This is a genomic window from Treponema denticola (assembly GCF_024181645.1).
Taxonomy (GTDB): Bacteria; Spirochaetota; Spirochaetia; order Treponematales; family Treponemataceae; genus Treponema_B; species Treponema_B denticola_A.
The window spans coordinates 994,986-1,021,903 of record NZ_CP058624.1 but is presented as its reverse complement, the minus strand read 5'-3'; the positions used below and the strand labels follow the sequence as shown (position 1 = coordinate 1,021,903).

Here is a 26,918-nt window from a genome sequence, read left to right as displayed (position 1 = left end):
ATTATCTATAATGATTTATATATTTAAAACCTAATTCAATAGTTTTTCAATATCTTTTTTTAGGTCTTCAGGTGCAACAGTCGGAGCATAGGCGGTAACCTTTTCTCCCGTTTTATCGACTAAAAATTTGGCAAAATTCCATTTTATGTCTTCACCGTTTGAAGCTTTTTTTAAAAAAGAAAAAAGAGGTTCGGTATTTTCTCCGTTTACTTCAATCTTTGCCATTATGGGGAAAGAAACCCCATACTTGCTTTGAGCAAAATTTCTGATTTCTTCGTTTGTGCCCGGATCTTGACCGCCGAATTGATTACATGGAAAAGCTGCAACAAGAAACTTTTTATCCTTGTATTCTTTGTATAATGCTTCCAAACCTTGGAAGTGAGGAGTAAGACCTCACTCACAAGCCGTGTTCACGATTAAAATAACATAATCTTTGTAATCCTTAAAAGAAAAGTCATTTCCCAAGCTGTCTTTAACTGTGTAATTATAAATTCCCATTAAATTTCTCCTTAAAAAAATTATATAAAAAAGTTATTTTCATACCCGAAATTATACGAAAGACTGTAAATAAATTCAATAGTTCCGGTTTTTCTTTATTTTTAATTTACACTAGACAAAGCGCTTAGATAAATGCTATCATCACTGGTTCTATGAAAAAAAAAGACGATAACTATGCTCTTTTAGGTATCTCCTCTGAGGCTTCGATTGCCGAGATAAAGACGGCTTTTAGAAAAAAAGCAAAACTCCATCATCCCGATTTGATTCAATATAAAACAGGAGAAGAAAAAGAAAAATCCGAGTCGGCGATGAGGCTTCTTTTAAATGCCTATCAAAACATCTTAAAAGAAAAAACTAACAGTGAAAACCCCTTTGATTATTTCGATTTTTTTTCAAAGAAAAATCCGGCCGAAAGTTTTGATTATCGGCTATGGCTTTTAAAAAAAACGGACTACGAAAGCCGTGCTAAGCTCATCTTCTTCGATCTTTTTCACGGATTGGAGCAATCTGCCGTAGAAGAATACAATAAAAGAAGAAGCGAGGCGGGAGGCTTCTACCTTTCAAAGTATTTTAATAGGGAAGATTTTATGGACTGCGGCTTTGTCCTTGCAGAAGAGCTTTATTTCCGCGGAGAGTATTATGAATCTTTTTTACTTTTAGAAGAAATCTTTTATTTGGAAAAACAAAAGCCGTACTTTAAACACTTTTTTCCCGAAGTTACCGACTTGATAAAATCCATCATAAGCGATAAACTGCATAGATACGTTGAAGACGAGCTTGCCCTAGACTGTTATGAAGCGGCTTTGGAATTGGATTTTAAAAAGATAGATAGGGCTAACATTTTTAAGCGTATGTCCGAAATATATTATAGGTTTGGCGACACATATAAAGCTTCACAATATGTCAATGAGGCAATGAAGCTTAGTCCAAAATTAAGAGGAATTAAAATTATTCAAAATCAACTGGAGAATCATTATGATTATAATTAAAACGGAAGAACAAATTAACGGTATCAGAAAATCATGCAAGGCCCTTGCTCAACTCTTTGAAGAATTAAAACCCGTAATCAAGCCCGGAATTAGTACAAAAGAGCTGGATGATTTTTGTGTCAGTTACATAAAAAAAATCGGCGGCGTTCCCGCATGGTATTCCGAAGGCTTTCCGGGGGCTGCCTGTATTTCGATAAACGAAGAGGTTATTCACGGCGTTCCCGGCAAAAGGATAGTAAAAGACGGAGACCTTGTTTCGATGGATATAGGGATAGACTTAGGCGGCTACATCAGCGATTCTTGTGTAACCTACCCTGTCGGCAATGTTTCAAAAGAAAACCTCAAACTTTTAGAGGTTACCACTAAGTGCCTCTATGCAGGGATTGAAGCATGTAAGGCAGGCAAAAGAGTTTCCGATATTTCAAAGGCGGTCTTTAATTTGGCCAGTGCCCACAATTACGGGGTCGTTTATGATTATTGCGGACACGGCGTAGGTCTCGGAGTCCACGAAGACCCGAGTATTCCGAATGTACCCGAAAGAATGAGACCGAATCCCCGTCTAAGAGCCGGAATGGTAGTCGCAATAGAGCCTATGATTAACATGGGAACAGCCGATGTCGAGGTAAAAAATGACGGCTGGACTGTCGTAACGGCCGACAGGTCGGTTTCTTGCCACATGGAACACACGGTAGCCATCTTTGAAGACCACACCGAAATCTTATCGCAGTTATAGGAAGGCCGCTTTGATGAATTCGATTATTTCATGGAATGTAAACGGCATCAGGGCCGTAGAAAAAAAAGGCTTTTTGGATTGGCTTAATACCGAAAATCCCGATGTGCTTTGCGTGCAGGAAACAAAGGCAGCAAAAGCTCAGCTTAGCAAGGAGCTTACCGAACCCGACCTGCCTAACGGAAAATATTTTGCCTATTGGGCTTCTGCAAAAAAAACAGGTTATTCGGGAACGGCTATATTTACAAAAAAAGAACCCCTCCAAATAAGAACAATGGGCTTAAAGGAATTCGATGATGAAGGAAGGGTTTTGGTTGCAGACTTTGACAAGGTTTCGATTATTTCGGCTTATTTTCCCAACTCGCAAGACGGAGGAGCCCGACTGGACTACAAGCTGGACTTTTGTGCCGCAATCCTCGAATTCTGCGATTCTATCCAAGAAGAAGGAAACAATGTAATTCTTTGCGGGGACTACAACATAGCCCACAAACCCATAGACCTTGCAAACCCTAAGAGTAACGAAAAAAATCCCGGCTACCTCCCTGAAGAAAGGGCATGGATGGACGAGTTTACCTCATCGGGTTATACCGACACTTTTAGGCATTTTTGCAAAGAGCCTGCAAAATACACATGGTGGAGCTACCGCTTTAGAGCCAGAGAAAAAAATATCGGTTGGAGGCTGGATTATCACTGTGTAAACGATTCCTTTTTACCTAAGATAAAAGAATCGCTTATTTTAGACGGAGTAATGGGATCGGATCATTGCCCCGTCAAGTTAATCTATTAGTTAAGGCAATTTATTGGAAAAAGATTTGAAAAATCTATTGACATAATTTGGAAAAACTGATAATATCGCCTCTGTTACGCCGTTGTAGCTCAGTCGGTAGAGCAAAGGACTGAAAATCCTTGTGTCGACAGTTCGATTCTGTCCGACGGCACTTAAAGGGATATAAGAATGTCTTATATCCCTTTTTTTATTAAAAATTATCATAAATTTTGTCTTTTTTTACATATTTTACACAAAAAATTTAAGTTTTTTTTATATAAACCCGATACTATAAATACGGTCGGGGTTACAGACGGCATTATTTTGACATCCGGATGCCGTTTTTCTTAACCGATAATGATACGTTTTGAATCTTATTTCAAGAACGTTTAATTTAGAGATTGGCAAAAGTGCCAATCTCTTTTTTTTATACCTCTTTTATATTGCCTTTTTTATATGTAAATGTTATAATAAAGATATGGAAATTTATGATAAGGAGTATGCAAATGGCTTATAAAATTTCTAATGAGTGCACGAACTGTGCCGCGTGCGAAAGTGAATGCCCCGTAAACGCTATCAGCGAAGCCGGCGGCAAACACGTAATTGATGCTGATACCTGTATCAGCTGTGGTGCTTGTGCAGGCGTTTGCCCTGTTGAAGCAATCTCAGAGGAATAATCCGGCTCAAATTTTTAAGCGGGTTAAACCTTAATCACGAGTCCGGAGGGTTTTATGAGTTTTGGAAAAATTATTAAGGGATACGGGTCCGTTTTTTTCGGCCTGTTGACCTTTTCGGCTATCGCCGGAGTGTGTGTACTTGCAGGTATTGCAGTAGCCTATCCCTTGTGGCTTTTGGCTGCTACGAATGTGAGTTTGTACACAATAATTTCCATAAGCATCTTTGTATGCGGGATTCTTTACCTATTGGTAAAAAAAGCAATCAAGGCATATAAAAAAAGCCCTCGCGGACTCATCATTTCCATCTTAAAAAAAATAACCGTAATAGGCGGTCTTATCTTATGTGTCAAACTGGTTTTGACATTTAATAAAATACCGGCACTAATTGTACTTATTTTAATTTTTGTTATCTACGGTTTTTTAGCCTTCGGCATAGACCAATCAAAAAATAACGGTAATGAAGGCTTTTAAATTTCTATTTTTGTTATTCTTTTTCTCGGCCTCAGTACTAAAGGCCCAAATCTCCTACCCTCAAATAGAAAAATTAAATATTGACGATTATATCTTTGTTCAATATTGTGATGATGTGGCAGAAGCCCGTAAAGCCTTGGCTTCAGCTAAAACAGGAAATGAACTGCCTATCAGATTTTATACGTACAAGGCGAACAGTGAAGACACCATAATAAAAATCGCAGCCCGCTGTTCTATTCCCTATGATGCAATCGTTACATTAAATAGAATTGAGTCTGTTCAAACAGATATTGCAGGACGGGTTCTGATTCTTCCGACATTACCGGCGGTTTATCTTCCTGAAAATGCCCTTTCAAGTATCGAAAAACTCATTGAGGCTCTTTTTAGAAAGAATAAAACGGAACCGTTAAAAATAAAAATATACGGCCCGGAAGAAAAACGGGAGATATTTTGTTTTCCGGGAGAAATTTTTGACGGAACGGTAAGAGCCTTTTTCTTTATGCCTTTTTACCGTTTTCCTCTTAAAGATGCCGTTCTAACTTCGGGCTTCGGAAAAAGGCAGGATCCCTTTACCGGCAAGGCAAGTTATCATCCGGGAATAGACCTTGCGGCTCCCACCGGAAGTCCTGTCATGGCCTGTGCCGCAGGCAGGGTAAAGGAAATATCTTATAACAAAATTTACGGCAACTATATTATTTTAACCCACACCGACGGAAGAGCCAGCCTATACGGCCATTTGAGCAAGGTTTATGCAAGCTTGAATGAAACCGTAAAATCGGGTACAATCATCGGTGCTGTGGGCTCTACCGGAATGTCTACGGGGCCTCATCTTCATTTTGAAATACATGAGCAAGGTATACCGAAAAATCCTGCCGATTTTGTAAACACACAAAAATAGGAGTTATACATGAAAGAAGCAAAACTCTTGACAATCGAATATAAAGACGAATTCGACAAGGTTGTATCTCATCCCATTCAATCATGGGCATGGGGTGATTTTAAAGAAAGCATGGGAGCTGTTCCTGAAAGGATAGGCTTTTTTGAAAACGGAAAATTAGTAGGCGGCTTGCAAATAATTTTTTCAAAACTATCTAAAACAAAATATACGGTAGGCTATTCGGCAAAGGGTATAATCCCTGATAATGCAAAATTAGAAATTATAAAAGAAACAGCAAAAAAACATAATGCAATTTTTATAAAAATAGAACCCGATGTATACGAACCCGTATCAAGTGAAAATGAAGTTACCAAATCGTTTATCGAAACAGAAAAATATATTTTATCCAATGGAGGAGTCAGAGGAAAACCTTTATTTACAAAATATGACTTTCATCTGGATATAAACAAAGATTGTGACGAGCTTTTAGCTTCTTTTCATTCCAAAACAAGATATAATATCCGCCTTGCCGAAAAAAAAAGAGTAAAAATAGTAGACAATACAACCGAAAAAGGTATGGAAGACTATATAAGGCTGATGGAAGAAACCACAAAAAGACAAGGCTTTTTTAATCATAATGCTAAATATTTTCAAAACTTATTTAAAATATTTCCCAAAAATAGCTTAAAAATACTTGAGGCGGTTTACAATGAAGAAGTTTTAACCGCATGGATTCTATTTAATTTTAACGGTAAACTTTATTACCCTTATGGAGCCTCCGGTAATAATCATCGCGAATTAATGCCCAATAATCTTATAATGTGGGAAGCAATCAAATACGGAAAAAATTTAAATTGTTCAGTTTTTGACCTTTGGGGCTGCTTAGGTCCTAATCCGAATACGGCGGATTCATGGTACGGTTTTCATAAATTTAAATCGGGATATAATCCGCAGTTGGTAGAATACATAGGAACTTTCGACTTTGTGTATAAGCCTTTTATGTACAAACTTTTTAATATTGCAAATAAAATCAGATGGATTATTTTAAAAAATAAACGCAGATAGCTTTAAGTTTTTTTATCCTTAGCCGATAAATAAATATCGGCGGATGGTTCCCCTCCCACCCACCATCCGCCGATAGCCTGATGGGCGGGCCGGTTTTTTAACCGGCTCTTTTTTTGCCCGGCCTTTTATCCTGAGGTATACCGCAGCCGGTCTTCTCTAATCTTCAGACAAAACTAACCTACCCTACTTGTAAAAAACTTAAAATTGTGTTCTTATATAAAGATATGAATAAGCTGAGCAAGATAATATATCTATATCTTATTTTGATTTTCTTAATCCTAGCCGGAGGAGCCTTTGCCCTGGGAAAAATGATGGCAATGACGAAAAACATAAAACAAAGCGAATTATTTGTCGACTTTAATCCGGCCCTGCCCTCAAGAATATTGGACATAAGAGGCGATCTCATCACCGAATTCTCCTTGGACGAAAAGCGGGAACTTATCAATTACGGAGACATTTCGCCCAACCTTATTGCAGCTCTTTTAGCCCGTGAAGACCGTCTGTTTTACGAGCACAAGGGGTTTAGAATAAAATCGATTATCAGGGCTGTCATAGGACAACTTACAAGAAGGTCATTAGGAGGCGGAAGTACAATTACTCAGCAAATCGCAGGTATTCTCTATTGCGACAGAACCGATAAAAGTGTAAAAAGAAAGATAAAAGAACTTTGGTGGGCTATCCAGATGGAAAGGCGGCACTCAAAAGACGAGATAATGATGCTCTACCTAAATGAAGCCTATTTTGGCGGCGGAACAAACGGTGTAAGTGCAGCCTCACGCTTTTATTTCGGACACTCAGCCTCCGAACTGACGCCGGCAGAAGCGGCTATCTTAATTATTCAGCTTTCAAACCCTACAAAATACAATCCCTTTAATTACCCGAACAGGGCAAAGGAAAGACAGGAAAATGTACTTGAAGGAATGATAGGTCTTGGCTTTATATCAAAGGAAGAGGCTGCAGAATCTTTTGAAGACTACTGGGCTAACTTTGACTATACCCGAATTGCCCTATCGGCATGGCTTACCCGCGAAGATAAGGCCAGATGGTTTTCGGAATATGTAAGGCGCGAAGTGGCCGACAATATGCTATACGGCACTATGAACCTTTATAAGGACGGCTATACCGTACATACAACCTGTGATTTACGGCATCAAGAAATAGCCGATAAAGAATTTCAAAAATACATTGCGATAGCTAATGACAAGGTTTCGGCCTCGACCTCCACATCATTCAGTCAGGCAGAACAATACAGCAACCTGACTGCCCTTTTGAGCCTTTGTTTTGGAATAGAATCCCTTAGCATGGGAGAAAAACAGCTCAAGGTAAAAACAAATTCCTATTATCGAAACAAACTGAACAATACCATCGATGTACTCGCCCTAATGTGCGGTATCGACAACCTAAAAACTCTTACAAAACAGTCAACAGCTAAAATGCAGGAAGTATTGATGGAAAGGGTGGTAGAAGGTACCTTTATCTCTATCGAAAATGAAACAGGATATATAACGTCCCTTATCGGCGGAAGCCAATACAGTGAGAGCAACCAGCTTATAAGAGCAACTCAATCAAAGCTTCAGGTAGGAAGTACAATAAAGCCCTTGATATATTCTGCAGCTATTGATGAAAAGGTAATTACAGCCGCTACAAGAATGGACGATAGTCCTCAGGTTTTTGAGTCTGCTGACGGAGTACAATATATTCCTAATAACTACGGAGGAAAGTGGAACGGCACTGTTCTGGTATATAAAGCTCTTCCGCTCTCTTTAAATATTCCCGCTATAAAAACTCTTGAATTAGTAGGCTTTGATAGAGCCATAGACCGTATTTCAAGTCTTATGGGAATCACAGACCCTGTCGAAATAAATAAAACCTTTGAAAAGGTCTATCCTCTGGCTCTCGGAATAAGCGCCGTAACGCCTATCCAGCTTTTAAGAGCCTTTGCTATCTTCGGAAATCAGGGGCGTGCCGTAGATCCTATAGCCGTAAGAGCTATAGAAAATAGGGACGGAGTTACAATCATGGATCCGGAGCTTGACCTTAGAATTGAGCAAAGAAAACGCGGAGCAGCTATGCAGGTTATAAGCCCAAGCAATGCCTTTATAATGACTGAGATTTTAAAAAAGACACTCACTCTAGGCACTCTTTATGGAGCAACATCAGGCGGAAAGAAATTTGATTATAAGGATGAAAAAACCGGAAAGGTATTTAGAATGCCTATGGCAGCAAAATCAGGAACAACGCAAAACTGGTCGGACTCATGGACTTCAATATACTCTCCATACTATTCGGCCATTGTTTGGTATGGGTTTGATAGAGGCAGCCATTCACTAGGAACAGACAATACCGGTTCAATGCTTTCAGGATATGTAGCGGCAAACTTTATGCGTGAGGTTCATAAAAATAAGCCCTTTAAAGACTTTGTAAGACCGGAAAAAGGCATAATAATGGTTGATGTATGTAAAAAATCGGGAATGATTCCTTCAGAAAACTGCACGGATGAAACCATTACCCTTCCCTTTTTATATGGAACGGAACCGACAGAGATTTGTACGGAACATACAGCCGGTATAAAATTACGGGATATCGGTATAGACAGAATTAAGGACTCAGGAATGGCTCAGGGAGAAGAAGAAATAAAAATAGACACCACTCCTATTGAAATAGATCCTTCAATTTTTATGGATCCTCCGGCAGGCGGTGAGGGCGTAACCGAAACTAAAAATACTAATGAAGAGTCAGCAGAATCGGGAAATCCATGGATATAAAATAAAATTAAGTTTTATCTTGCTATTGACTTTTTTTTGATTATCTGATAAAATCCGTTTCAGTTGCGGCGGTGGTGGAATGGTAGACACGTCAGCTTGAGGTGCTGATGCCTTAACGGGTGTGCTGGTTCAAGTCCAGTTCGCCGCAAAAAAAAGAACCTAATATTTGGGTTCTTTTTTTTGCATAATTGGTTTCTAAACATAAAAAAGCCCTTATAAGAAAATCATCTTATAAGGTTTTTTTACTAAAACTTTATACAGTTTTTTAACGGCTTATTTAAAGAGCTCATATATTTCTTTTCGGTAAAGCTGATTTATCTTATGACGCATCATCTCGCCCTTTGCAGACAGTTCCCTTCCTGCTTGAAACTCTTCAGGAAGCAGAACAATCTTGTTTATCCTTTCAAAGAGTTTAAAACCGGTTTTGGAGTTAACCAGCTCCGCAACTTCAGCCTCATACATTTTTTGTACATTAGAGTCGTGTACAAGCTCAGAAACAGGAACATTCCGTAAACCGTTATTTGCAGCCCATGCTTGGAGGTTTTCTTTATGAACAACTATCAAAGCTCCCAAAGACCTTTGGTCCTGACCCAAGACAACCGCTATTGAAATTAGGGGAGACTCTTGCAATTTTACCTCGATCGGAACAGGCTCGATGTTTTCACCGCCCCTTAAAACTATTGTATTTTTCCTGCGGCCCTTAAGAATTAGCTCGCCGTCGATTGTCTTTATTGCAAGATCGCCCGTATCAAACCAACCGTCCTTATCGATAACTTCCGCAGTTCTTTCAGGTTCCTTGTAATAGCCCTTTGTTACGGCATCGCCTTTAACAAGAAGCAAGCCTTTTCGGTTATGAGGCAATTCGTTTCCGTTTTTATCGATGATTTTTGACTCAAAACATGCAAGCGGCTTACCCAGTGTTCCGAACACAGGTCTCGGCATCGGACGCACCGAAATAACAGGTGCCGTTTCGGTAATACCATAGCCTTCCATTACATTTATACGAACTGCCCAGAAAAATTCGTCAACATTGGGAGGCAAAGCTCCTCCGCCTGAAACACCGGCTTTAAAACATTTACCGAATTTCTTGCGGATTGTGCGGTAAATAAGCAAATCACCGATATAATACATAGGAGCTATACACAAAAGAGGGAGTATGGCCAAGATTGGGTATATAAACTTACTTCTTTTTTGAAAATGCGGGCACTGTCCCGTAACCCTGCGTTTTAGACGCATTGTCTTTATTCCCACATCAACAAAGAACAAGAAAAGGTAATAAAGAGGACGGCCTCTTTTTTTCATCACCTTAAAAATACCGTCATAAACAGCCTCCCAAATTCGAGGAACAGATGGGAAAAGCGTCGGATTTATCTTGAGCATATCTGCTAAAAGAATGCTTCCTATCGGCTTTGAATAAGCGATAGTACCGCCTGAAATGATTATAACGTACTCGCAAGCCCTTTCAAATGAATGCCATACGGGAAGAACAGAAATAGCCTTTTGGCCGGGTTTAAGGATAATCCTATCGGGAAGCTCAAGAAGCTGAGTCATAAAGTTTCTATGGCTCATCGTAACACCCTTAGGATTGCCAGTAGTACCGGATGTAAAGATTATCGAAGCCAAATCATCGGTATCTACATTTTCAGCATATTCTTCAGGTTTAAATTTACCTTCAATCCTAGCCGATTTACCCAAGTCGATAATATCGGCATAGGTATGGAATTCGATTTTTCTTTCTTTTAGATTAAATTCTTCTTCAAGCTTTTTAAAATCTACATTATCAATACTGATTATAGACTCCAGCAGAGGGATTTCTGCCATATGGACAAGGACCTTTCGAATTTGAGCTTCATTTTCTAAAACGGCAAATTTACATTCCGAAAAAGAAAGGATGTGGGTAATTTCCTGCTCGGTAGCATCACAGCCTCGCGGAACATCGGCAGCCCCGATATTCATAATACCGAAACTTGCATGAAGCCATTCTTTGCGGTTGTCGGCTATAAGACCTATATGGTCTTTTGGTTTTGCACCTATAGAAAGCAAGCCTGCTGCAAAATCAAGAGAAATTTCATACAGCTCTTTATAAGAAAGACTCTTAAATTCCTTATCTTCGCCCTTAAACATTTGGGCTCTTATGTTGGGATATTTTTCCGAAATCCGTTTTAATAATAACGGTAGTGATTTGTCTAGAGTTCTCATACCGTAAATGCTATCATAAATATAAGAATATATCAATATATAAAGAAAAAATGTCAATACTTTATGTAAATAAATATGTTCATATCTGCTTGATTTATATAGAGAAAATTGATATTATCTTAATATAATCACAATGGGGAGAAACGGTTATGAAACAGAAGAAAATTATTTTTTTAAGTATTTTAACCCTGCTTATTTTAACATCATGTAAGCAAGGGTTTGTAAAAAAAGTTAAGATAAAGGCCTCCCCTCAAGTAAAGGTTAATCTGGGAAGTAAGGAAGTAAAGGTCGAGGATTTTATCGATAAAAAATCCGTAGAAGACAAAATCAAGACTATGGGAACAGGTCTTGATAATGTTAAAGTCTATGAATACGGCGGTGCGGATAATACTTTGCACTATCTGATACATTATCCTGTAGATGCAAAACCAATTGATATGACCGACCATATAACTAAAATTAAAACTTTCACAGAAAATAAAACGAATCAAACTATTGATGAGCAAAAGATTAAAATTCCTGAAATTAAAATTGAAAAAAGCCATGTATTAAGCGGGACAGGAATTCAGGCTAACCATACCGGAGGCGATACTACATTAGAACTGCCTATTGAAAATTTTACCCCAATAAATGCAAGCGGAGGGAATTTTATATCTGCGAAAATTGCAGCAGGCACTCTGAATATTTCAATATCGGGAGCTAATGGTTTACCGAATACAATACACATTGATTATAGCGCGATAAAAGCAAAAAAGAATAATATTGTTTTTAAAAATTTTAAAAACAAAACCGATTCAAATGTGAAAGGAGAACTGGATTTAAGCGATCTAACATTAACACCGAGCGATTCTATCGCTATTGAAGGAAGTATAAAAATAACAGGATCAATACCGGCAAACTATGCAGGAAGCGGAGCCCTGACTCTAAATATTACAAGCGATATTAAAGAATTTAAAGAAATTAAGATCGAAAAAACTTTAGATGTTGATTACACAGTCAGTCAAGCTATAAATCAAGATTTAAAAGAGCTTGTAGACTGGATAGAATTTAAAACCATTTCTGCAAATATTGAGCTTACAAATAATTTACCAAAAGGAAATGATATAACTATTAATATTGATTCAACCATAGGTAATGACACTCACACTTTTAAAACTAAAGGTGAAAATAATACCGAAAAACATAAAATGCTTGAAAAAAGTAATTATCGATTAAATCTCACCGAATTGAGCGGATTAAACTTTACGGCAAAGCTCGGTCTTTCAGGATATGATAGTTCGGCAAATCCAAAAACTTTAACATTAAAAAATATAACAAATAATACAGAATATTCCTTAAGAGGAAAGATAAGCGTAAATTTTGACTGGAATAAGGCTTGTATAAAACCTAAAGCCCCTAACAATTCCATAGAAAATAATTTCCCTGCCAGTCCTATGACTTTGGATATTTTTCAAAACAATGATATTTTAAGTAAACTTGCACCAAAACCGGCGGCAGTTTATATTTATCTTAACTCGGATCTTATCAAAAAGGAATATAAGCCTGAAATCCAAACAAATGTAAAACTTAAATATAAGCCTGAAACAAGCACAAGTATGACCGATATCAATATAATTAATCAAGATACGGCACAAGAAGTTGCGTTTGTTGACACAAGACCCGATTTTTTGGCAGCTTCTTCATATGAAGACCTTCTTAAAAAAGCAAGTTTTTCCAATGACAATATTCCTATCAAAGATATTTTTGAAAATAAAGCAAAAGAAATCCAATTTACTGCGAAAGCCGATTTGAAAAAAATCATCGTTACAAAAGATGCATTGGATAAAATAGAAGCAGAGAATAGCAACAAAGCCGAATTTAACACCGACATTGTTCTTGACATTCAAGCTGACGCAAAAACAACCGGTGATATAACAAAAGAAGTTTTGTCTCTTCCTGATATACTTTCAAGGAAAGAAGCAAATAACAGCAATAATGATATTATCAATAAAATAAAAGATATAGAACTTGTAATAAACTATAACAATAAACTAGGAATCAATCTTACAGCTGAAATTTACAATCCTGATTGGAAAGAAAACGGTATTCCTCAATTTAAAAAAACAATAGAATTAAAGTCCGGAATAAATGAGGTCAAAATAAAAATATCTAAAAAAGAAATAGAAAAAATACAAAAGGAACTTTTTCCAATAAAGATAGAGTTTCGTTTAAAAAACGGCTCAAATCAAAAGCTAATCAAAGACGGCACCATAAATTTTTCGGCTTATACTGTAACAAATATGGATATAACTTATGAATTTTAGGAGGAAAGACAAATGAAAAAATATATTTTTATATTAACTATAATTTCACTTATTTTTGTAAATGCCCATTCTGAAGATGGTATCAATGAACAAACCGAAGATATGCTGAACGAAATTAGAAACAGAAATGGAATAGATTATTTTTCTCCTGCAGCTGAAGATGAAGAAATATATCAAAATGAAACTGAAAAAACTGAGCCTGAAATATCCGAAGCTGATACCATAAACGAAGATGAAGAAGCAAAAGCTGCAACACCTCCTAAAAACTCTTTTTTAGAAAACGGCAGACAAGCCTTTGCATTCGGTATTGATATTAAAGTTGGAGTATCAAATTCTTATTTTAAAATTACCGATTTATTTAAAAACACTCTTGAAATTGACTTATCTGATATGTCAAAAACGTTGCCTAAGGCCGGATTAAGTTTCTGCGGAGGTGCTGCCGCAAATATATACTTGGATATTTATATAAAGTCAAAAGCCGAATTCGGTTTTTTTATAAAAGCAGGAGGTTACGCTTTTTCAAATATTCCTAAAAATTTAATCGATTTTGCAGCAAAGGGAAACCTTTCTTCAAACAGTTTTAGCGGAAAAATAACGGAAACATCTCAAGGCTTTGCAGATACGGGTATTTTCTATGGTATGAAATTTAATTCATTTAAATTTAGAGTAAGCACTTCTTATTTTATACCAATACTCTATATGGAATCGGATATGGGGGATTATGAGTTTATCAATAATCCTGTAACAGGAAGTATAGTTGCAAGAGGTAAGCTAAAACTAAATATGTATTCTCATCTTCCCATATTTGGAAACCCCAATTCAAAATTCGATATAGGAGATATTTTATCAAGGGGCGGTGTCGATTTTAATTTTCACGGTACTTATACTTTTAATGAACTTGCTAATCTAAATTTTAATGTTATAAATATTCCTATTTTTCCGGCCAGACTAAATAAGGGACTTTCAAAAATATATGAAGGCGATTTTAGAATGGAATCTCTAATTCAATATATGAACAACTTTTTAACGCCTGATCAAGCATCTCAAATAAAGCCACCCAGCGGATCTTTTACTGAGACTTCAGCCTATGATTTACCTACAAAAAAGATATTCAGGCCATTAAAACTTGCAGTAAGCTCGGATATAAGGCCTTTTCTTAACAATTATTTGATTATCACACCAAGTTTAGGTTGTCATTGTTATAAGCCCTTTTATGTAGATGCCGGAGTAAAATTGGAAAGCCGATTTTTAAAAGTTCTGGGAGCCTACATCGGAATGAGTTATGAAGACAGGGTATGGAAAAATACGGCAGGGCTTTTCTTGGAAACAAGAGTATTTAGACTTGAAACAGCAGTTTCGGCAGCATCTCCTTCATTTACAGGAAGTTTTAAAGGAACCGGAGCCGAAGCAACACTAAAACTCGTATTCGGATACTAAAATATAAGGGGCGGTCTTAAAAGACTCCCCTTTTTTATGGGCAAAAAAAAACTTCGTTTTTTAAAAACGAAGTTTTTATCGGGCAACCCGGATTTGAACCGGGGACCCCAAGTCCCCCAGACTTGTACGCTAACCAACTGCGCTATTGCCCGTAACGACAGCTATAATATAGCAAAATACAAAAAATGTCAATAGGTTTTTATAAAAACAGAACACCGAATATTGCTCCGGCTGCAACCAAAACTATAGGATGAAGCTTTTTAAAGAAAATACTTACAAAAAATAAGAACCAAAAGAATACGAACTGTTTTATATGTACAATGTCCGTTATTTTACCGCTTGCTCTAAAAGCCGAAAGGTTTAAAATGGAAATATTTATTACCTGCCAACAGGCTACCGTAATCATGCCTACAGCACCGGCCCTTAAGCCGTAAAAACTTTTTTTTACCAAGGGTTTTTCTTGAAATGATGAAGCAAAGCGGGCTATCAAAACTATAACTACCAGTGACGGAAGAACAATGCCGGTAGTTAAAACTATACTTCCTAAAACACCGTAAAGTTCATAGCCGATATAGGTTGCCATATTAATCCCCATCGGTCCCGGTGTAGATTCCGAAATAGCAACCATCGCAAAAAAATCTTCGGAACTTATTAGCCCGCGGGGAATCAGTTCTTGCTGCATGAGGGTAATAGCAACAAGACCTCCGCCTATAGTACAAAGCCCTATGTACATAAACAAAAAAAACAAACCAATCAAGCTCATCAGAATTCTTCTCCATTATTTTCTTTTAAAAGCCGTCTTGATTTGATGGTTTGAAAAAGCCAGCCTGAAAAGGCCGAGCCGATTACTATCCATACCCCCTGCACTTTAAAAACAAAGATAAGAACAAATGAAAGGGCTGCTATTAAAAATGTACAAAGATCGAAAACCGTTTTTTTCCCAAACGAAAAAACCGCTTTTACCAATAACACGGAAACTGCAACATTTATTCCCTTTAAGGCTTTTTGAACCCAGACTAATTCGTTAAAATTTGAAACAAAGGCGGCTATGAGGCTAATGATTATAAGGGAAGGAAAAACAATTCCCGATGTAGAAAAAATAGAGCCTATCAAGCCACCCCTTTTATATCCGACAAAGGTGGCAACATTTACCGCTATAACACCGGGTGTACTCTGCCCTATTGCAAAATAATCTAAAATCTCATCCTCGGTAAGCCAGCCCTTAGAATCGACTAAATCTCTTTTTAAGATGGGCAGCATGGCAAGCCCCCCGCCAAATGTTACAAGCCCTATCTTAAAAAAACTTGCAAAAAGAGAGATATATGTTTTCAAACAATTTGCTTTGTTCATTTTTAAATCTTCTTATCGGAAAGATTAGTCTTCAAGAATATTTTTTGAATCAAACCAAATTTTTTCAAGGCTGTAAAAATTACGGGCAGTTTCGCTCATAAGATGCACAACAATACCGCCCAAGTCTATAAGCCTCCACTCATCACCGTCAGGAGATTTACGCTTGGTATGGTATTCTTCCAGATTGTGCTCAGGTAAAAATTCATACACTCTTTTTTCCAAACCGCCTGAATGAGCAGAGCTTGTTACGGTACAAACTACAAAAAAATCCGTCCAAATGTTTTTATCCCGCAAGTCCAAGACAACAACATTTTCACCCTTAAAATCGCGCAATAATTTTCCAAGCTCCAAGGCCGGAGTATAAAAGTCAAAATTTTCTATCATTAGTTTTTATCCTTATCATCATTATCTTTTTTATCGCTATCTTTTTTGTCCTCTTTTTTCTCGACGACAAAAAAGCCGTTAAAATCCGAACCCAAAATCAAGGTAAAGTCAACATTGGTTTCACTTCCGTATTCTCCTTCGGCCGGAAGCTGTGTAGTTTGAATATTTTTACATCTTATAACCTTTGCAACAATACCGGCTACTGAAGGGTTCCCGATTCTATCTATCAAAACCGTTTCAGCCACAGGATTTTCGGAGTTGCCTATACTGACAACATCATAAGCAAAGCTTTGATAAAGTTCGGAGGTGCTCTTTGCAAGACCTTGCACATTTGTTCCGTTTAAGATTTCTAAGGCATAGACCCGCTCAAGGGCGGAAGAATCATCGGAAGCCAATACTGCAATTGTCTGGCGGATAATTTCTTTTATCTGCTGCCCTTCCCGGAACGGAGTTAAAAGGCGTTTATCTTCGATAATTCGGACAGCTCCTGTAAGCCTCTGCGGAACCAAACGTTCGGAATCCATCTTGCTTATGGATTCAAGCAAATTTTTTAAATCGGAACCGGCAATATTCGATTTAAAATTACCGCTTAAAACCGCAAACCTTTCCTTAGAAAAAATCTCAGGAGAATTATCGCTTATAGCCCTAAAAAGAGCCAGAACAGCCTTTTGTTTTCTTGCAGCAGCTTCCCCTTCGGCATCCAATTCATCCTCATAAACAAGAAAATCCCTTATCTTATCTCCGTCAAGAGAAACGGAACCGGACGGCAAAAGAATATGCGTATTATCATTCTCTATGTCCACAGGAGAAGGAATAAATACGGAAAGGCCTCCGAGCATGTCGGTCAGCATAGAGAAGTTCTCAAGATTGCATGTAAGATAAAAGGGCACGGAAATACCTGCAAGTTTTTCTATTTCGGCCTTAAAACTCGATATACCTTTTTCGGTGTAAACGGCTCCTATGGCATCAGTGCGGCCTAAGGATTGAATAATCAAACCTATATTCGACGGTACATCGAACATAGCAGCTCTTTTCGTTTCAGGATAGTAGGCCAGTATACTTATCGAAATCGGAACACCCTTGTCTTCAACTACCAAAAGAACTTTTAAAATCTTATCGGAGGAAAGATAATCTTGAACGGTATCTCTTTGCATTTTTATAAGAACCAAAACAAAGGAGGTAATTAAAACGATAAGAATTACTAAGAGGAATAGAATATTTTTTCCGGTATCCATAAGTTTTATTTTCATTTTTTAAGCTCCTTTTGTATTTGCTCATACATTTTTTTTGTTTCAGGATGAACACTTGCTCCTTTTTTTTCGATATAGGCAAGGTTCCAATCCAAGACCGCAATCATCAACTCATTAAGAGAAGAAGATTTTACCATATTCCTAAAGTTTTCGGTATCGGGACGGCCCGGTTCTATCTTATCGGCTATGTAAATAATTTTTCCCAAGGCATCTATTCCTTCATAGCCGAAGGTGTGAAAGGCCGCAGCTTTTAAAACAGACTCATCATTGATGCCGAATTTTTTTTGTAAAACTATTGCAGCTGCCCTTCCGTGTAAAAGATTTAAGCGGGTATTTTCGACATTGTCAATTCCAAGCCCGTCAGCTTCTACAAGTTTTACCAGCTCCTCATTGGAACATTTTTTACATATATCATGAGCAAGGCCTGTAAAATATGCAAGAGCAGGCGATACGCCTTCTTCTTTATACTCTTTTGCAAGATGACGGGCATATTCCGCAACACGCACGGAATGAGCATAGCGGGATTCGGTTAAAACGCTTTTTGCAAAACGATCTATTTCTTGAGTTTTTAATTCAATATCGGAGGTATTCATTAAATCCGAAATACCGCTTTTAATCTCCGAAACCTGAATACCGTTTTCTTTATAAAGCCCGTGCTCTATAATATAATCGTAAACACCCTTGGGAACAAGGGAAGAAAAATCTTTATTTTGTAAAACCGCATCTCTGATTTGGGTTGACGAAATATTTAAGATTTCGTTTTTAAGCTCTTTGACGGAAGCCTTTGCCGATTTGGTATTTAAGAAATCAAAAGAGCCTTTAAGGCCTGTTCTTTTTCCGATAATTATGTCGGTCTTCTTTATAATTTCTTCCGCATCTTTCCAGCGGGAAAAATTCTCTTTTAAATCGTCCCCGATAATTAAGCCTATTTTTCCTTCGATATCGGGAAATTGTTGATAAAGATAATTTATCGTATCTATCGTATAAGAAACGCCCTGCTTTTCAATCTCGTAGAGTTCGCAGTACATGTAGGGCTTATCTGCAATAGCAAGGCCTATCATCTTGAGTCTGTCTTCAACTTCCGTATCCTTACAAAAAATTTTAAAAGGAGAGATATAGGCCGGAACAATAGCAATCTTATCATAGGCTAATTCTTTATAAGAGTGAAAAGCTAAATGCAAGTGCCCCAGATGTATGGGATTAAAAGAACCGCCTAAGATTGCCAGCCTCATTTTTTAGGTTTCCTTTTACGGCTTAAGCTGACCGTTGCCCCGAAGTGTTCGTCATCGTTTTTTTCTTCGTAAGAAACATCGTCAAGATCTGCCGTCATAAAATTTTTATTTTGGCTGTATGGGTCAAGACTTTCTTTTTGCGGTTTTGTTTTTTGCATTTCATCGGCCAAGCGGATAAAGGCTTTTTTTACCTCTTCCAAGCCCCATTCATTGTAAAGCGAAATACCTAAAATTTCCTGATCGGGGATTGCATTTTTAAGCTCAGTAAATCTTTCTTTTGTATCTGGTAAATCCAATTTTGTGGCAATTATAATTTTTTTCTTTTGAGCCAATTCTTTTGAATAGCTTTCCAGTTCTTTACAAAGAATATCGTATGCCCTTAAATAGTTATCGTCTGAAAGGTCTATTAAAAAGGCGAGACCTGCAGAACGGGCTATGTGCTTTAAAAATCTTATGCCGAGTCCTATACCCTCGGAAGCACCCTCAAGGATTCCCGGTATGTCGGCAATGATGACATCTCTTTCTTCGTCTACACGCAAAACTCCGAGGTTCGGAATTTTAGTGGTAAAGGGATAGGGAGCGATTTTAGGCCTTGCATTTGTAAAATAGTCGAGAAGAGAAGATTTTCCCGCATTGGGAAAACCTACCAAGCCTATATCGGCTATTATGTTAAGCTCGACGATTATTTCTCTTGTCTCCCCTTCTTGTCCGGGAAGGGCAGTTTTAGGAGCCTGATTTGTGGAGGTCTTAAAATGACAATTTCCCCAACCGCCGTTTCCGCCTTTGAGAAAAACAAAGCGGCCTTCTTCAGCATCTCCAAAATCCAAAATAGTTTTTCCCGTGTCAGGGTCCTTTATAACACAACCGGGAGGAAGAGGTATTATGCAGTCATCGCCTTTTTTACCGAAACGTTGAGAGCCTTCCCCTCCTCCGCCGTTTTTTGCCTTGTACACTCTTTTATGTCTCAAATGAACCAGAGTTCTCATGTTGCGGCGTATTTCAAAGATAAGGTCTCCGCCTCGGCCGCCGTCCCCTCCTGAGGGGCCTCCCATGGGAACATACTTTTCCCGCCTAAAGGCAATGCATCCGTTGCCGCCCTTTCCCGAGGAAACTCTTATTTTAGATTCATCTGCAAATTTTACCATAAATTAATCTTTTTTCCTACAAAAAAAGCCGGCAAAAACCGGCTTTCAGATTTATACATTTTAAGCTCGAAGCCAAATTACTTTGCTTCGATAGATGCGAGTTTTCTACCCTTTCTTTCATGGTAGGTAACTACACCGTCAGCTTTTGCAAATAATGTATAGTCTTTTCCGCAGCCTACATTGTTACCCGGATGGATTGAAGTACCTCTCTGGCGAACCAAAATTGAACCGGCCGATACCTCTGTTCCGCCGTAAACTTTAACACCCAAATATTTAGGATTGGAATCTCTTCCGTTTTTTGCACCGCTGCCGCCCTTTTTACGTGCCATAATAATCCTCCAAAAAAATTATCAAAATCTTACTCTATCTGTAAATCCAAACAATCGGGATATTCGGCCTCAATGGCCATTAAACCTATTGTTAAAAATTCCAGTAAATACTGCAATCTGGGCTTATCTTCCTCCGAAAAAGCTGTTATCTTTGCCGAAAGATATCCCGGATTATCAGCCCGTATCTCGGCCTTTAAGCTTGAACTCTCTTTTTGAGCCGAGCTTAAGCTTAAAACGGCCGTTTTAAGCAAAATGGTAACGGCGGCACAAACTATATTGCCGCCTTTTTCCGGCTTGCCGTCATTATCACCAAAATCAGCGTGGCTGCCGCCTGCATGACTGCCACTGGCGTGGCCTGACGACTCAAAGGCCGAAAAACAGTTTTCAGCATTTGAAAGAAGCCGAATTTTTACCACTTGTCTTATCCGACAATATTGTCAACAGTAATACAGGTATGAGCCTGTCTATGTCCTTGGGTTCTGTGGTAGTTCTTTTTAGCCTTATGCTTGTAAACAATAATCTTTCTTTCTCGGAAAGAATCGCCTACGGTTGCAGAAACCTTAGCTCCGCTTACGTAGGGAGTTCCTACAGTAACCTTATCTCCATCGCTGATCAAAAGAACGGTGTCGATGTCGATTTTGCTTCCGCTTTCTTCAGAAAGCTTATCAACTACGAGCTTTGCTCCTTTTTCAGCCTTATACTGTTTGCCTTTATACTCAATAAGTGCGTACATCTTTATACCTCATAAAAAAATCTTTTGCCGGCATATTAACGGGTTTATACCGGACAAATTTAAACACTAGGGACGAAGTATAGCAAAAAACCGCATAAAATGTCAATAGGCTTGATAAATAATTATAGCGGTGAATTTACACAAAGCCTTCGGGGTGTTTTTTATACCAAGCCCAGCCGTCTTTGCACATTTCTTCAAGGTTGTATTTTGCCTTCCAGTTAAGCTCTTTGTTGGCCTTGTCGGGATTTGCACAGGAACGCGGAACATCTCCTGCACGGCGTGCAGCCGGTTTAACGGGAAGATCGATACCGGAGGCTTTTTTAAAGGCGTTTACTATGTCTAAAACCGAATAGCCTATTCCTGTTCCGAGGTTATATACATCAAAGCCCTTAAAACCTGAGGCTATTTTTTCCAGGGCGGCAGTATGTCCCGATGCAAGATCCAAAATGTGGATATAGTCGCGGATACAGGTGCCGTCAGGGGTATCATAGTTGTTTCCGAAGACGTTTAGATGAGGCAGTTTCCCTAAGGCTACTTGAGCGATATATGGAAAAAGGTTATTGGGAATACCGGAAGGAAGTTCCCCTATATCGGCACTTTTATGAGCTCCTATGGGATTAAAATAACGCAAGGCAATTATGCTTAAATCCTTATCCGAAAAGGCAGTATCCTTTAAAATTTCTTCGGACATAAGCTTGGTTCTTCCATAAGGATTTGCAGCAGAAATAGGAGAATTTTCAGGAATGGGGACAACCTTTGCATCTCCGTAGACTGTGGCCGAAGAACTGAAAATAAAGTTTTTTACCTTGTATTCCTGCATGGCAAGCAAAAGATTGACAAGCCCGGAAATATTGTTTTCGTAGTATTTTAGGGGCCTTTCTACGGACTCCCCTACGGCCTTATATGCGGCAAGGTGAATTACCGCATCAATAGAGGCACTCTTAAAAAAGTTAAAGAGCTTTTCTTTGTCCTTTATATCTATTTGTACAAGCTCCAATTTTTTAGAGCATATTTTTTCCAATACGGGAATTATTTTAGGTGAAGAATTGGAAAAATTATCCAAAATAATAGGCTCATAGCCTTTTTCGCATAAGTCTGCAACGATGTGGGAGCCTATAAATCCGGCTCCTCCTGTAACCAATACTCTTTTAATCAAAATTAACCCCTAAAAATTAAACTTACACACTCCAACACAAATAAGGCCTCCTAAAAATAAATCTTTACTTTTAGAAGGCCGACAAAAACTTAAACCTTATTTGCCTGACCAAACGCCGTGAAGATTACAGAATTCGTAAGCTTCAATGACCTTGTCATCTGAAGTTAAGGAGAATTCAACTTCCGGAGCACCTGTAACAGGTAACTCCTTAAATTGGACACCTTTTTCCGTCTTGAGGCACACCCAAGCTATATGATGCTCCTCGGTCATAGGATGGGCAACGGAGCCTACTTTGACCTTTACGGTGTTTCCGTTTACTTCGATTACAGGCACGTGCTTTTCTTTTGCAGCATCAACACTTCCGATTTTAACGGCTGAAAGTTTTTCCCCGCAGCATGAAACCTCAGCATCAGGACAGCAGTCAAGGCCGATAATAGTTCCTTTTTTCTCTTTACATAAAAAAAAGCTTATTTCTTTGTTCATTAGTTATACTCCTAAAATTTATGAATTTACAGAATAAAATCTGCAATACACATAATATAACAAAAAAAGGGCTTGACGTAAAGTCAAAAATACGATATTATCTGACTATCTTTAAAGAATTTAAGGGCAATTAGCTCAGTTGGTTAGAGTACAAGCATGACACGCTTGGGGTCACTGGTTCGATTCCAGTATTGCCCAGTTTTGTAAGTCTATACTGAATATAGACTTACAGGTTTTCAATCCCCTTAAAAACTTCACTTTCTTTTCTCTTTTTGATGGACTGTCGCATAAAATGTCGTACAAATTCATTATAAACTTTATTAACTATTCTTTATTGCGCTCCCGACTATTACCGGAACTATTTGCAGAGCAAAGGCTATAAAAAGAGAAATCAATATTCTTGGTATAATGCGTGCTTTCCGAACAATTTTTTGTAATTTGATTAAGTCTTGTGATTCTCCCGTTAAATCCAAATTGGAAAATTCCAAAAAACCTTGTTGATATAAATATGTATCGGAGCCGTAAAAATCTCGTGGAGGCATACTTGTCCCAAATTTGATAAAGCCTTCCAACAAAGCATCACAAAAACCTTCGTGCCTTCCTGTCGAACTAAGATGCGCAATAATTTCTTGTACATTTGAATAGGTTTTATGCTCACACACTACAAGATAAATCAAAAAAAACGCACCGAAAACCCAAACAATAATAGGTATAAAAACAAAATCCAAATAATATGAATTTATGCCTGTCAATATCTCAATGAATAGAATCGTTGTTATTAATCCCATATTTAAAAAACAGGTATCAAGTGAAATCATATATTTTTTGACACCCCTAATCATTAAAAACAGAGAAAGAAAAAAATCAACACTTAAAAAAATAATTAAAAATATCAATTTGTTTGAACTCCTTTATATTAACTTTTAATCAAGCCTTTTAAACTATAATTTTAACATAACCATTTTTACTAAGGCTCACATATCTTTTAAATCCCATTCATTTAAAAATTCCAAAATAAAGTCTTTCATATACGATTCTCTTTTTTCTGCAATTTTTTTTGCCGTATCGGTATTCATCAAATCTTTAAGATAAAATAGCTTTTCATAAAAATGGTTAATTGTAGTCGATACATGATTTTGATACTCCTCTTTTCCCATACCCATACGGGGCCTGATCGACGGATCATAAATTGGTCTATTACGGCTTCCGCCATAAGCAAAAGCCCTTGCTATCCCTATCGCACCTAAAGCATCTAATCTATCTGCATCTTGGACACACATCCCTTCAATTGAAGACGGTTTATTCGAATCTTTACCGATGTACGAAATTTCTGCAATAATAGAAACAATAGCTTTACATAGAGCATCGCTTATTTTTTTAGATTTCATGAATGAAACAGCTCTATCTTTATTTGCAGTTGTGTGCGGCGAAAGTTTGCGGTCATCTACATCATGTAATAAGGCAGCCAATTGAACAATAAAAATATCGGCATTTTCTTTTTCTGCAATGTAAGTTGCCGCATGGAACACTCTCATTGTATGAAAAAAATCATGACCGCTAAAATCTTCTTTAAATATTTTTTCTACATATTTTTCCGCATCTTGAATGATTTTTACTTTAAATTTTTCTTCACCAGTCATAATAATATCTTTTAAATTATAATTTTATCGGTATTAACCCAATATTCTTTACAATCCGGTGTACGTTCCAATAAAAATTTATCAAAAAGCTCACGTCTTAATAGAGCATGGTCATTAAATGTGTGCCAAGTTTTTAAGACTGCATTTACTTCAATTTCAGAATATTTTTTATCAGACTCGAATTTTCCTTGCAAATATTTTAAGACATTTATTTTATCAGAAGTTTTCTTGGGCCACCTGACAATACGGCCTTCCTCATCAAGAAATTGTGAAATTTGTTCTTTTAAAACACTATCGCTTATCTTCAACAATAATTTTCCCAGTTCGATATTTTCTTCAAATTTTTCACTTTTAGCTTCTTTCATCCCTTCATCATATATTTTTTTCCAATTATTATCACTAGGATAAGTACATTTTTTCAATATACCAAGCACTATTTTATACAACCCCGACGACTTATCTTCATAATTACTGTTCTTTTCGATATTTTCCCATGCTTTATTATATTTTTTTAAAATAATTTCAATACAGAGTAAATGCGCTAAAAAGAATTTTATTTTTACATTATTAGCTTTTTTTGCAGCTTCTAATGCATTCATATACATAAATTCTGCCTTTGGATAATCTTTTTTTAAATAATTTATTTGCCCTAAATACCAGTAATTCCACAAATTTTCTTCATAATTATTTTCAGATAATTTTAATTTATTCATAAAGTATTTTTCTGCCTTTTTTATTTTATTTCCATACAAACAGCATAAGTATAAACAGTCTTCAACATCTTCTCTTTCATCAGCACTTATTTTATCTTCTTCCAAGATTTTAATAAATAGTTTTTCAGCATTTGTATAATCTTTTAAATAATATTTACAAGCAGCAATAGATCTTCTTAAATACAAGGCATCTGTATCGTTCAATTTTTCAATGATAATTTTTTCATAAGCATCCAAAGCTTCTTGATATTTCCCCATTGATTCTAATCTTGCAGCGATTATAATTTGTGAATCCATTGAGTATTTACCTCCGATGCATATTTGTCTTCATTATTACACTCCAATATTTTATATCCGATTTTCCATTTTATTGAGTACCCATAAGTTTTTTTTAATATAATAATCCATTTCAATATATCCGGTATCTTTTAATCTGAAAACGGCAGAATTATTAAGATTTCCTATAGGCATTTTTAAGATTTGTTTGATTATCGCATTGAGAATTTTCCCATGAGCAACAATTAAGTATTTTCCGGGTTTTTTCTTTAATATAGCATTTATACACAATAAGGCTCTGGAATTAAGCTGAATTTCATTTTCACCGCTTTCGCAAGGAAAGTTTCTATAAATACTTTGATTTTTAGGTTCAGGGTATTTTATTTCGGCTTCTTCAAATGTTAAACCGGCAAGAATACCATTATCGCGTTCCTTGAATAAGTCATTTACTTCAATTTCGATATTCAATGTTTTTGAAATAATTTCGGCAGTCTGCAAGGCGCGTTTTAATGGAGAAGATATAATCAAATCAAAATCATAACTTTTCAATATTTCGACGATATTTTTAGCCTGCCTTATTCCGATTTCAGTTAAAGGAGAATCATATAGACCTTCATGTTTTCCTTCATCATCTGCTAATGACCTTCCGTGTCTTAAAAATATGAACTTATAATCCATAACAAATTACCTCCAACGGCTTCCTATAAATATTTTATAAGTCAATAATTTCCATAAAATTATTAATATAAAAGTCGGCTTGGTGCTGTTTATATTTTTTATCTTTGTCATATAAACAGGTTTTTAATCCTACAGCTTTTGCACCTATAATATCTACTTTTTCATTATCGCCAACCATAAGCGTTTCTGAAATTTTTGCATTTAGAGACATAAGAGCTCGTAAAAAAATAGAAGAATGAGGCTTCATATAGGTATTTTCATAACTGAAAGTATAATTATCAATAAATAAATCAAGCCCTTCTTTCTTAAAAATTTCAAGATATATTTCTTTAGGATACATAATATTTGAGACAACACCGATTTTACACTTCTTTTCTTTTAAAAATTTAAGGCAATCAATCACTCCTTCATTCGGATGAGCATAATTATAAAAATCAAGATAATCTTTTTTCAATATCTCAATAATTTCATTATAAGAAATATGTATACCCAACTCTCCAAATTTTAAAAACAAGGCTTCACAAATACGGTATTCCAGTCTTTTAATTTTACGCTCTTTTTCAACATAGTCATACCAAGGTAAAATAACTTCTTTGTCTATTTTATCGGCAATAGACTGTCCATAGATACCAGAGATATGACTAGTCATGCGTTTATGGCCGGTTTTAAGTATTTCACTTTCATTCCATTTTGGATTATGGAATTCCAATAAGGTAGAACCCATATCAAAAAGATAAGATGTATATTGCTTCATATTTAACACCTAAATTAA

Annotated in this window: 28 protein-coding genes and 4 tRNA genes; 13 read left to right on the top strand and 19 right to left on the bottom strand. The window is 36.9% G+C overall.

The annotated features are described in order from the left end of the window. Positions 1 to 30: 30 nt before the first annotated feature. Positions 31 to 498 carry a glutathione peroxidase gene (locus HO345_RS04880; RefSeq protein ID WP_253684307.1) on the bottom strand — a complete coding sequence of 156 codons (468 nt, stop codon included), beginning with the start codon at positions 496 to 498 and terminating at the stop codon, positions 31 to 33. A 152-nt stretch (positions 499 to 650) separates the two neighbouring features. Between HO345_RS04880 and HO345_RS04875 the strand changes: the two genes are divergently transcribed. From HO345_RS04875 to HO345_RS04830, 10 genes are all read left to right on the top strand, one after another. Further along, positions 651 to 1,487, top strand: coding sequence for a DnaJ domain-containing protein (locus HO345_RS04875; RefSeq protein ID WP_253684306.1), 837 nt, complete (start codon positions 651 to 653; stop codon positions 1,485 to 1,487). Then, positions 1,474 to 2,220, top strand: a complete 747-nt coding sequence (map, locus tag HO345_RS04870; protein ID WP_253684305.1) for a type I methionyl aminopeptidase — start codon at positions 1,474 to 1,476, stop codon at positions 2,218 to 2,220. Before HO345_RS04875 ends, map begins: the two co-directional genes overlap by 14 nt. Positions 2,221 to 2,233: 13 nt before the next feature. Then, the gene (locus HO345_RS04865; protein ID WP_253684588.1) at positions 2,234 to 3,004 is read left to right on the top strand and encodes an exodeoxyribonuclease III; all 771 of its coding nucleotides are present in this window, start codon (positions 2,234 to 2,236) and stop codon (positions 3,002 to 3,004) included. 78 nt (positions 3,005 to 3,082) lie between these two features. Next, a tRNA-Phe gene (locus tag HO345_RS04860) sits at positions 3,083 to 3,155 on the top strand. A gap of 334 nt (positions 3,156 to 3,489) precedes the next feature. Continuing rightward, positions 3,490 to 3,660 carry a 4Fe-4S ferredoxin gene (fdxA, locus tag HO345_RS04855; RefSeq protein ID WP_002670897.1) on the top strand — a complete coding sequence of 57 codons (171 nt, stop codon included), beginning with the start codon at positions 3,490 to 3,492 and terminating at the stop codon, positions 3,658 to 3,660. Positions 3,661 to 3,714: 54 nt separating this feature from the next. Continuing rightward, on the top strand, positions 3,715 to 4,131 hold the full coding sequence (locus HO345_RS04850) for a hypothetical protein (RefSeq protein ID WP_010697486.1): 417 nt from the start codon (positions 3,715 to 3,717) through the stop codon (positions 4,129 to 4,131). Continuing rightward, the gene (locus HO345_RS04845; protein ID WP_002690209.1) at positions 4,118 to 5,029 is read left to right on the top strand and encodes a LysM peptidoglycan-binding domain-containing M23 family metallopeptidase; all 912 of its coding nucleotides are present in this window, start codon (positions 4,118 to 4,120) and stop codon (positions 5,027 to 5,029) included. Before HO345_RS04850 ends, HO345_RS04845 begins: the two co-directional genes overlap by 14 nt. 9 nt (positions 5,030 to 5,038) lie before the next feature. Continuing rightward, on the top strand, positions 5,039 to 6,073 hold the full coding sequence (locus HO345_RS04840; protein WP_253684304.1) for a lipid II:glycine glycyltransferase FemX: 1,035 nt from the start codon (positions 5,039 to 5,041) through the stop codon (positions 6,071 to 6,073). Between the two features lie 224 nt (positions 6,074 to 6,297). Further along, entirely contained in the window at positions 6,298 to 8,838 is a 2,541-nt protein-coding gene (locus HO345_RS04835; RefSeq protein ID WP_253684303.1) for a penicillin-binding protein 1A, read from the top strand. Positions 8,839 to 8,903: 65 nt separating this feature from the next. Then, a tRNA-Leu gene (locus HO345_RS04830) sits at positions 8,904 to 8,986 on the top strand. 125 nt (positions 8,987 to 9,111) lie between these two features. On the opposite strand, the gene HO345_RS04825 is transcribed toward HO345_RS04830, so the two are convergent. After that, the gene (locus HO345_RS04825; protein ID WP_301338713.1) at positions 9,112 to 11,037 is read right to left on the bottom strand and encodes an AMP-dependent synthetase/ligase; all 1,926 of its coding nucleotides are present in this window, start codon (positions 11,035 to 11,037) and stop codon (positions 9,112 to 9,114) included. Between the two features lie 149 nt (positions 11,038 to 11,186). Between HO345_RS04825 and HO345_RS04820 the strand changes: the two genes are divergently transcribed. Both HO345_RS04820 and HO345_RS04815 read left to right on the top strand, forming a co-directional pair. Next, positions 11,187 to 13,340 (top strand): hypothetical protein, encoded by a 2,154-nt coding sequence (locus tag HO345_RS04820; RefSeq protein WP_253684301.1) that lies wholly within the window; start codon positions 11,187 to 11,189, stop codon positions 13,338 to 13,340. A 12-nt stretch (positions 13,341 to 13,352) separates the two neighbouring features. Then, on the top strand, positions 13,353 to 14,777 hold the full coding sequence (locus HO345_RS04815; protein WP_253684300.1) for a hypothetical protein: 1,425 nt from the start codon (positions 13,353 to 13,355) through the stop codon (positions 14,775 to 14,777). Between the two features lie 78 nt (positions 14,778 to 14,855). On the opposite strand, the gene HO345_RS04810 is transcribed toward HO345_RS04815, so the two are convergent. The 12 genes from HO345_RS04810 to HO345_RS04755 form a co-directional block, all read right to left on the bottom strand. Continuing rightward, a tRNA-Pro gene (locus tag HO345_RS04810) sits at positions 14,856 to 14,929 on the bottom strand. A 47-nt stretch (positions 14,930 to 14,976) separates the two neighbouring features. Further along, positions 14,977 to 15,540, bottom strand: a complete 564-nt coding sequence (locus tag HO345_RS04805; protein ID WP_010697493.1) for a chromate transporter — start codon at positions 15,538 to 15,540, stop codon at positions 14,977 to 14,979. Then, positions 15,540 to 16,127, bottom strand: coding sequence for a chromate transporter (locus tag HO345_RS04800; RefSeq protein WP_010697494.1), 588 nt, complete (start codon positions 16,125 to 16,127; stop codon positions 15,540 to 15,542). Before HO345_RS04800 ends, HO345_RS04805 begins: the two co-directional genes overlap by 1 nt. A 24-nt stretch (positions 16,128 to 16,151) precedes the next feature. Next, the gene (gene rsfS, locus HO345_RS04795) at positions 16,152 to 16,511 is read right to left on the bottom strand and encodes a ribosome silencing factor (RefSeq protein ID WP_253684299.1); all 360 of its coding nucleotides are present in this window, start codon (positions 16,509 to 16,511) and stop codon (positions 16,152 to 16,154) included. After that, complete coding sequence (locus tag HO345_RS04790) at positions 16,511 to 17,761, bottom strand: LCP family protein (RefSeq protein ID WP_253684298.1); 1,251 nt, start codon at positions 17,759 to 17,761, stop codon at positions 16,511 to 16,513. The genes rsfS and HO345_RS04790 overlap by 1 nt, the downstream gene beginning before the upstream one ends. Further along, positions 17,758 to 18,993, bottom strand: a complete 1,236-nt coding sequence (locus HO345_RS04785; protein WP_253684297.1) for a nicotinate-nucleotide adenylyltransferase — start codon at positions 18,991 to 18,993, stop codon at positions 17,758 to 17,760. The genes HO345_RS04790 and HO345_RS04785 overlap by 4 nt, the downstream gene beginning before the upstream one ends. Beyond that, entirely contained in the window at positions 18,990 to 20,138 is a 1,149-nt protein-coding gene (obgE, locus tag HO345_RS04780; protein WP_253684296.1) for a GTPase ObgE, read from the bottom strand. Before obgE ends, HO345_RS04785 begins: the two co-directional genes overlap by 4 nt. A gap of 77 nt (positions 20,139 to 20,215) precedes the next feature. Then, positions 20,216 to 20,467 (bottom strand): 50S ribosomal protein L27, encoded by a 252-nt coding sequence (rpmA, locus tag HO345_RS04775; RefSeq protein WP_002669471.1) that lies wholly within the window; start codon positions 20,465 to 20,467, stop codon positions 20,216 to 20,218. A gap of 29 nt (positions 20,468 to 20,496) precedes the next feature. Continuing rightward, positions 20,497 to 20,883 carry a ribosomal-processing cysteine protease Prp gene (locus HO345_RS04770; protein WP_253684295.1) on the bottom strand — a complete coding sequence of 129 codons (387 nt, stop codon included), beginning with the start codon at positions 20,881 to 20,883 and terminating at the stop codon, positions 20,497 to 20,499. Positions 20,884 to 20,888: 5 nt separating this feature from the next. Then, positions 20,889 to 21,200, bottom strand: coding sequence for a 50S ribosomal protein L21 (gene rplU / locus HO345_RS04765; protein WP_253684294.1), 312 nt, complete (start codon positions 21,198 to 21,200; stop codon positions 20,889 to 20,891). Between the two features lie 136 nt (positions 21,201 to 21,336). After that, complete coding sequence (gene galE / locus HO345_RS04760; RefSeq protein ID WP_253684293.1) at positions 21,337 to 22,356, bottom strand: UDP-glucose 4-epimerase GalE; 1,020 nt, start codon at positions 22,354 to 22,356, stop codon at positions 21,337 to 21,339. Between the two features lie 96 nt (positions 22,357 to 22,452). After that, positions 22,453 to 22,839: a desulfoferrodoxin family protein gene (locus HO345_RS04755; protein WP_253684292.1), complete on the bottom strand. Its 387-nt coding sequence runs from the start codon at positions 22,837 to 22,839 to the stop codon at positions 22,453 to 22,455. A gap of 124 nt (positions 22,840 to 22,963) precedes the next feature. Between HO345_RS04755 and HO345_RS04750 the strand changes: the two genes are divergently transcribed. Continuing rightward, positions 22,964 to 23,037 (top strand) — tRNA-Val (locus HO345_RS04750). Positions 23,038 to 23,159: 122 nt separating this feature from the next. On the opposite strand, the gene HO345_RS04745 is transcribed toward HO345_RS04750, so the two are convergent. The 5 genes from HO345_RS04745 to HO345_RS04725 form a co-directional block, all read right to left on the bottom strand. Next, the gene (locus tag HO345_RS04745) at positions 23,160 to 23,681 is read right to left on the bottom strand and encodes a hypothetical protein (protein ID WP_366796660.1); all 522 of its coding nucleotides are present in this window, start codon (positions 23,679 to 23,681) and stop codon (positions 23,160 to 23,162) included. A gap of 132 nt (positions 23,682 to 23,813) precedes the next feature. Further along, a complete protein-coding gene (locus HO345_RS04740) occupies positions 23,814 to 24,479 on the bottom strand; it encodes an HD domain-containing protein (protein WP_253684290.1) in 666 nt (221 codons plus the stop codon). Positions 24,480 to 24,490: 11 nt separating this feature from the next. Next, a complete protein-coding gene (locus tag HO345_RS04735; RefSeq protein WP_253684288.1) occupies positions 24,491 to 25,489 on the bottom strand; it encodes a DUF2087 domain-containing protein in 999 nt (332 codons plus the stop codon). A gap of 51 nt (positions 25,490 to 25,540) precedes the next feature. Continuing rightward, positions 25,541 to 26,146, bottom strand: coding sequence for a histidine phosphatase family protein (locus HO345_RS04730; RefSeq protein ID WP_253684286.1), 606 nt, complete (start codon positions 26,144 to 26,146; stop codon positions 25,541 to 25,543). 34 nt (positions 26,147 to 26,180) lie between these two features. Then, the gene (locus tag HO345_RS04725) at positions 26,181 to 26,900 is read right to left on the bottom strand and encodes an HAD family hydrolase (protein WP_253684284.1); all 720 of its coding nucleotides are present in this window, start codon (positions 26,898 to 26,900) and stop codon (positions 26,181 to 26,183) included. Positions 26,901 to 26,918: the final 18 nt, after the last annotated feature.

Coding starts and splice junctions, on each gene's coding strand:
- HO345_RS04875 (WP_253684306.1), top strand. CDS start 651: ATGAAAAAAAAAGACGATAACTATGCTCTTTTAGGTATCTCCTCTGAG.
- map (WP_253684305.1), top strand. CDS start 1,474: ATGATTATAATTAAAACGGAAGAACAAATTAACGGTATCAGAAAATCA.
- HO345_RS04865 (WP_253684588.1), top strand. CDS start 2,234: ATGAATTCGATTATTTCATGGAATGTAAACGGCATCAGGGCCGTAGAA.
- fdxA (WP_002670897.1), top strand. CDS start 3,490: ATGGCTTATAAAATTTCTAATGAGTGCACGAACTGTGCCGCGTGCGAA.
- HO345_RS04850 (WP_010697486.1), top strand. CDS start 3,715: ATGAGTTTTGGAAAAATTATTAAGGGATACGGGTCCGTTTTTTTCGGC.
- HO345_RS04845 (WP_002690209.1), top strand. CDS start 4,118: ATGAAGGCTTTTAAATTTCTATTTTTGTTATTCTTTTTCTCGGCCTCA.
- HO345_RS04840 (WP_253684304.1), top strand. CDS start 5,039: ATGAAAGAAGCAAAACTCTTGACAATCGAATATAAAGACGAATTCGAC.
- HO345_RS04835 (WP_253684303.1), top strand. CDS start 6,298: ATGAATAAGCTGAGCAAGATAATATATCTATATCTTATTTTGATTTTC.
- HO345_RS04825 (WP_301338713.1), bottom strand. CDS start 11,037: ATGAGAACTCTAGACAAATCACTACCGTTATTATTAAAACGGATTTCG.
- HO345_RS04820 (WP_253684301.1), top strand. CDS start 11,187: ATGAAACAGAAGAAAATTATTTTTTTAAGTATTTTAACCCTGCTTATT.
- HO345_RS04815 (WP_253684300.1), top strand. CDS start 13,353: ATGAAAAAATATATTTTTATATTAACTATAATTTCACTTATTTTTGTA.
- HO345_RS04805 (WP_010697493.1), bottom strand. CDS start 15,540: ATGAGCTTGATTGGTTTGTTTTTTTTGTTTATGTACATAGGGCTTTGT.
- HO345_RS04800 (WP_010697494.1), bottom strand. CDS start 16,127: ATGAACAAAGCAAATTGTTTGAAAACATATATCTCTCTTTTTGCAAGT.
- rsfS (WP_253684299.1), bottom strand. CDS start 16,511: ATGATAGAAAATTTTGACTTTTATACTCCGGCCTTGGAGCTTGGAAAA.
- HO345_RS04790 (WP_253684298.1), bottom strand. CDS start 17,761: ATGAAAATAAAACTTATGGATACCGGAAAAAATATTCTATTCCTCTTA.
- HO345_RS04785 (WP_253684297.1), bottom strand. CDS start 18,993: ATGAGGCTGGCAATCTTAGGCGGTTCTTTTAATCCCATACATCTGGGG.
- obgE (WP_253684296.1), bottom strand. CDS start 20,138: ATGGTAAAATTTGCAGATGAATCTAAAATAAGAGTTTCCTCGGGAAAG.
- rpmA (WP_002669471.1), bottom strand. CDS start 20,467: ATGGCACGTAAAAAGGGCGGCAGCGGTGCAAAAAACGGAAGAGATTCC.
- rplU (WP_253684294.1), bottom strand. CDS start 21,200: ATGTACGCACTTATTGAGTATAAAGGCAAACAGTATAAGGCTGAAAAA.
- HO345_RS04755 (WP_253684292.1), bottom strand. CDS start 22,839: ATGAACAAAGAAATAAGCTTTTTTTTATGTAAAGAGAAAAAAGGAACT.
- HO345_RS04745 (WP_366796660.1), bottom strand. CDS start 23,681: ATGATTAGGGGTGTCAAAAAATATATGATTTCACTTGATACCTGTTTT.
- HO345_RS04740 (WP_253684290.1), bottom strand. CDS start 24,479: ATGACTGGTGAAGAAAAATTTAAAGTAAAAATCATTCAAGATGCGGAA.
- HO345_RS04735 (WP_253684288.1), bottom strand. CDS start 25,489: ATGGATTCACAAATTATAATCGCTGCAAGATTAGAATCAATGGGGAAA.
- HO345_RS04730 (WP_253684286.1), bottom strand. CDS start 26,146: ATGGATTATAAGTTCATATTTTTAAGACACGGAAGGTCATTAGCAGAT.
- HO345_RS04725 (WP_253684284.1), bottom strand. CDS start 26,900: ATGAAGCAATATACATCTTATCTTTTTGATATGGGTTCTACCTTATTG.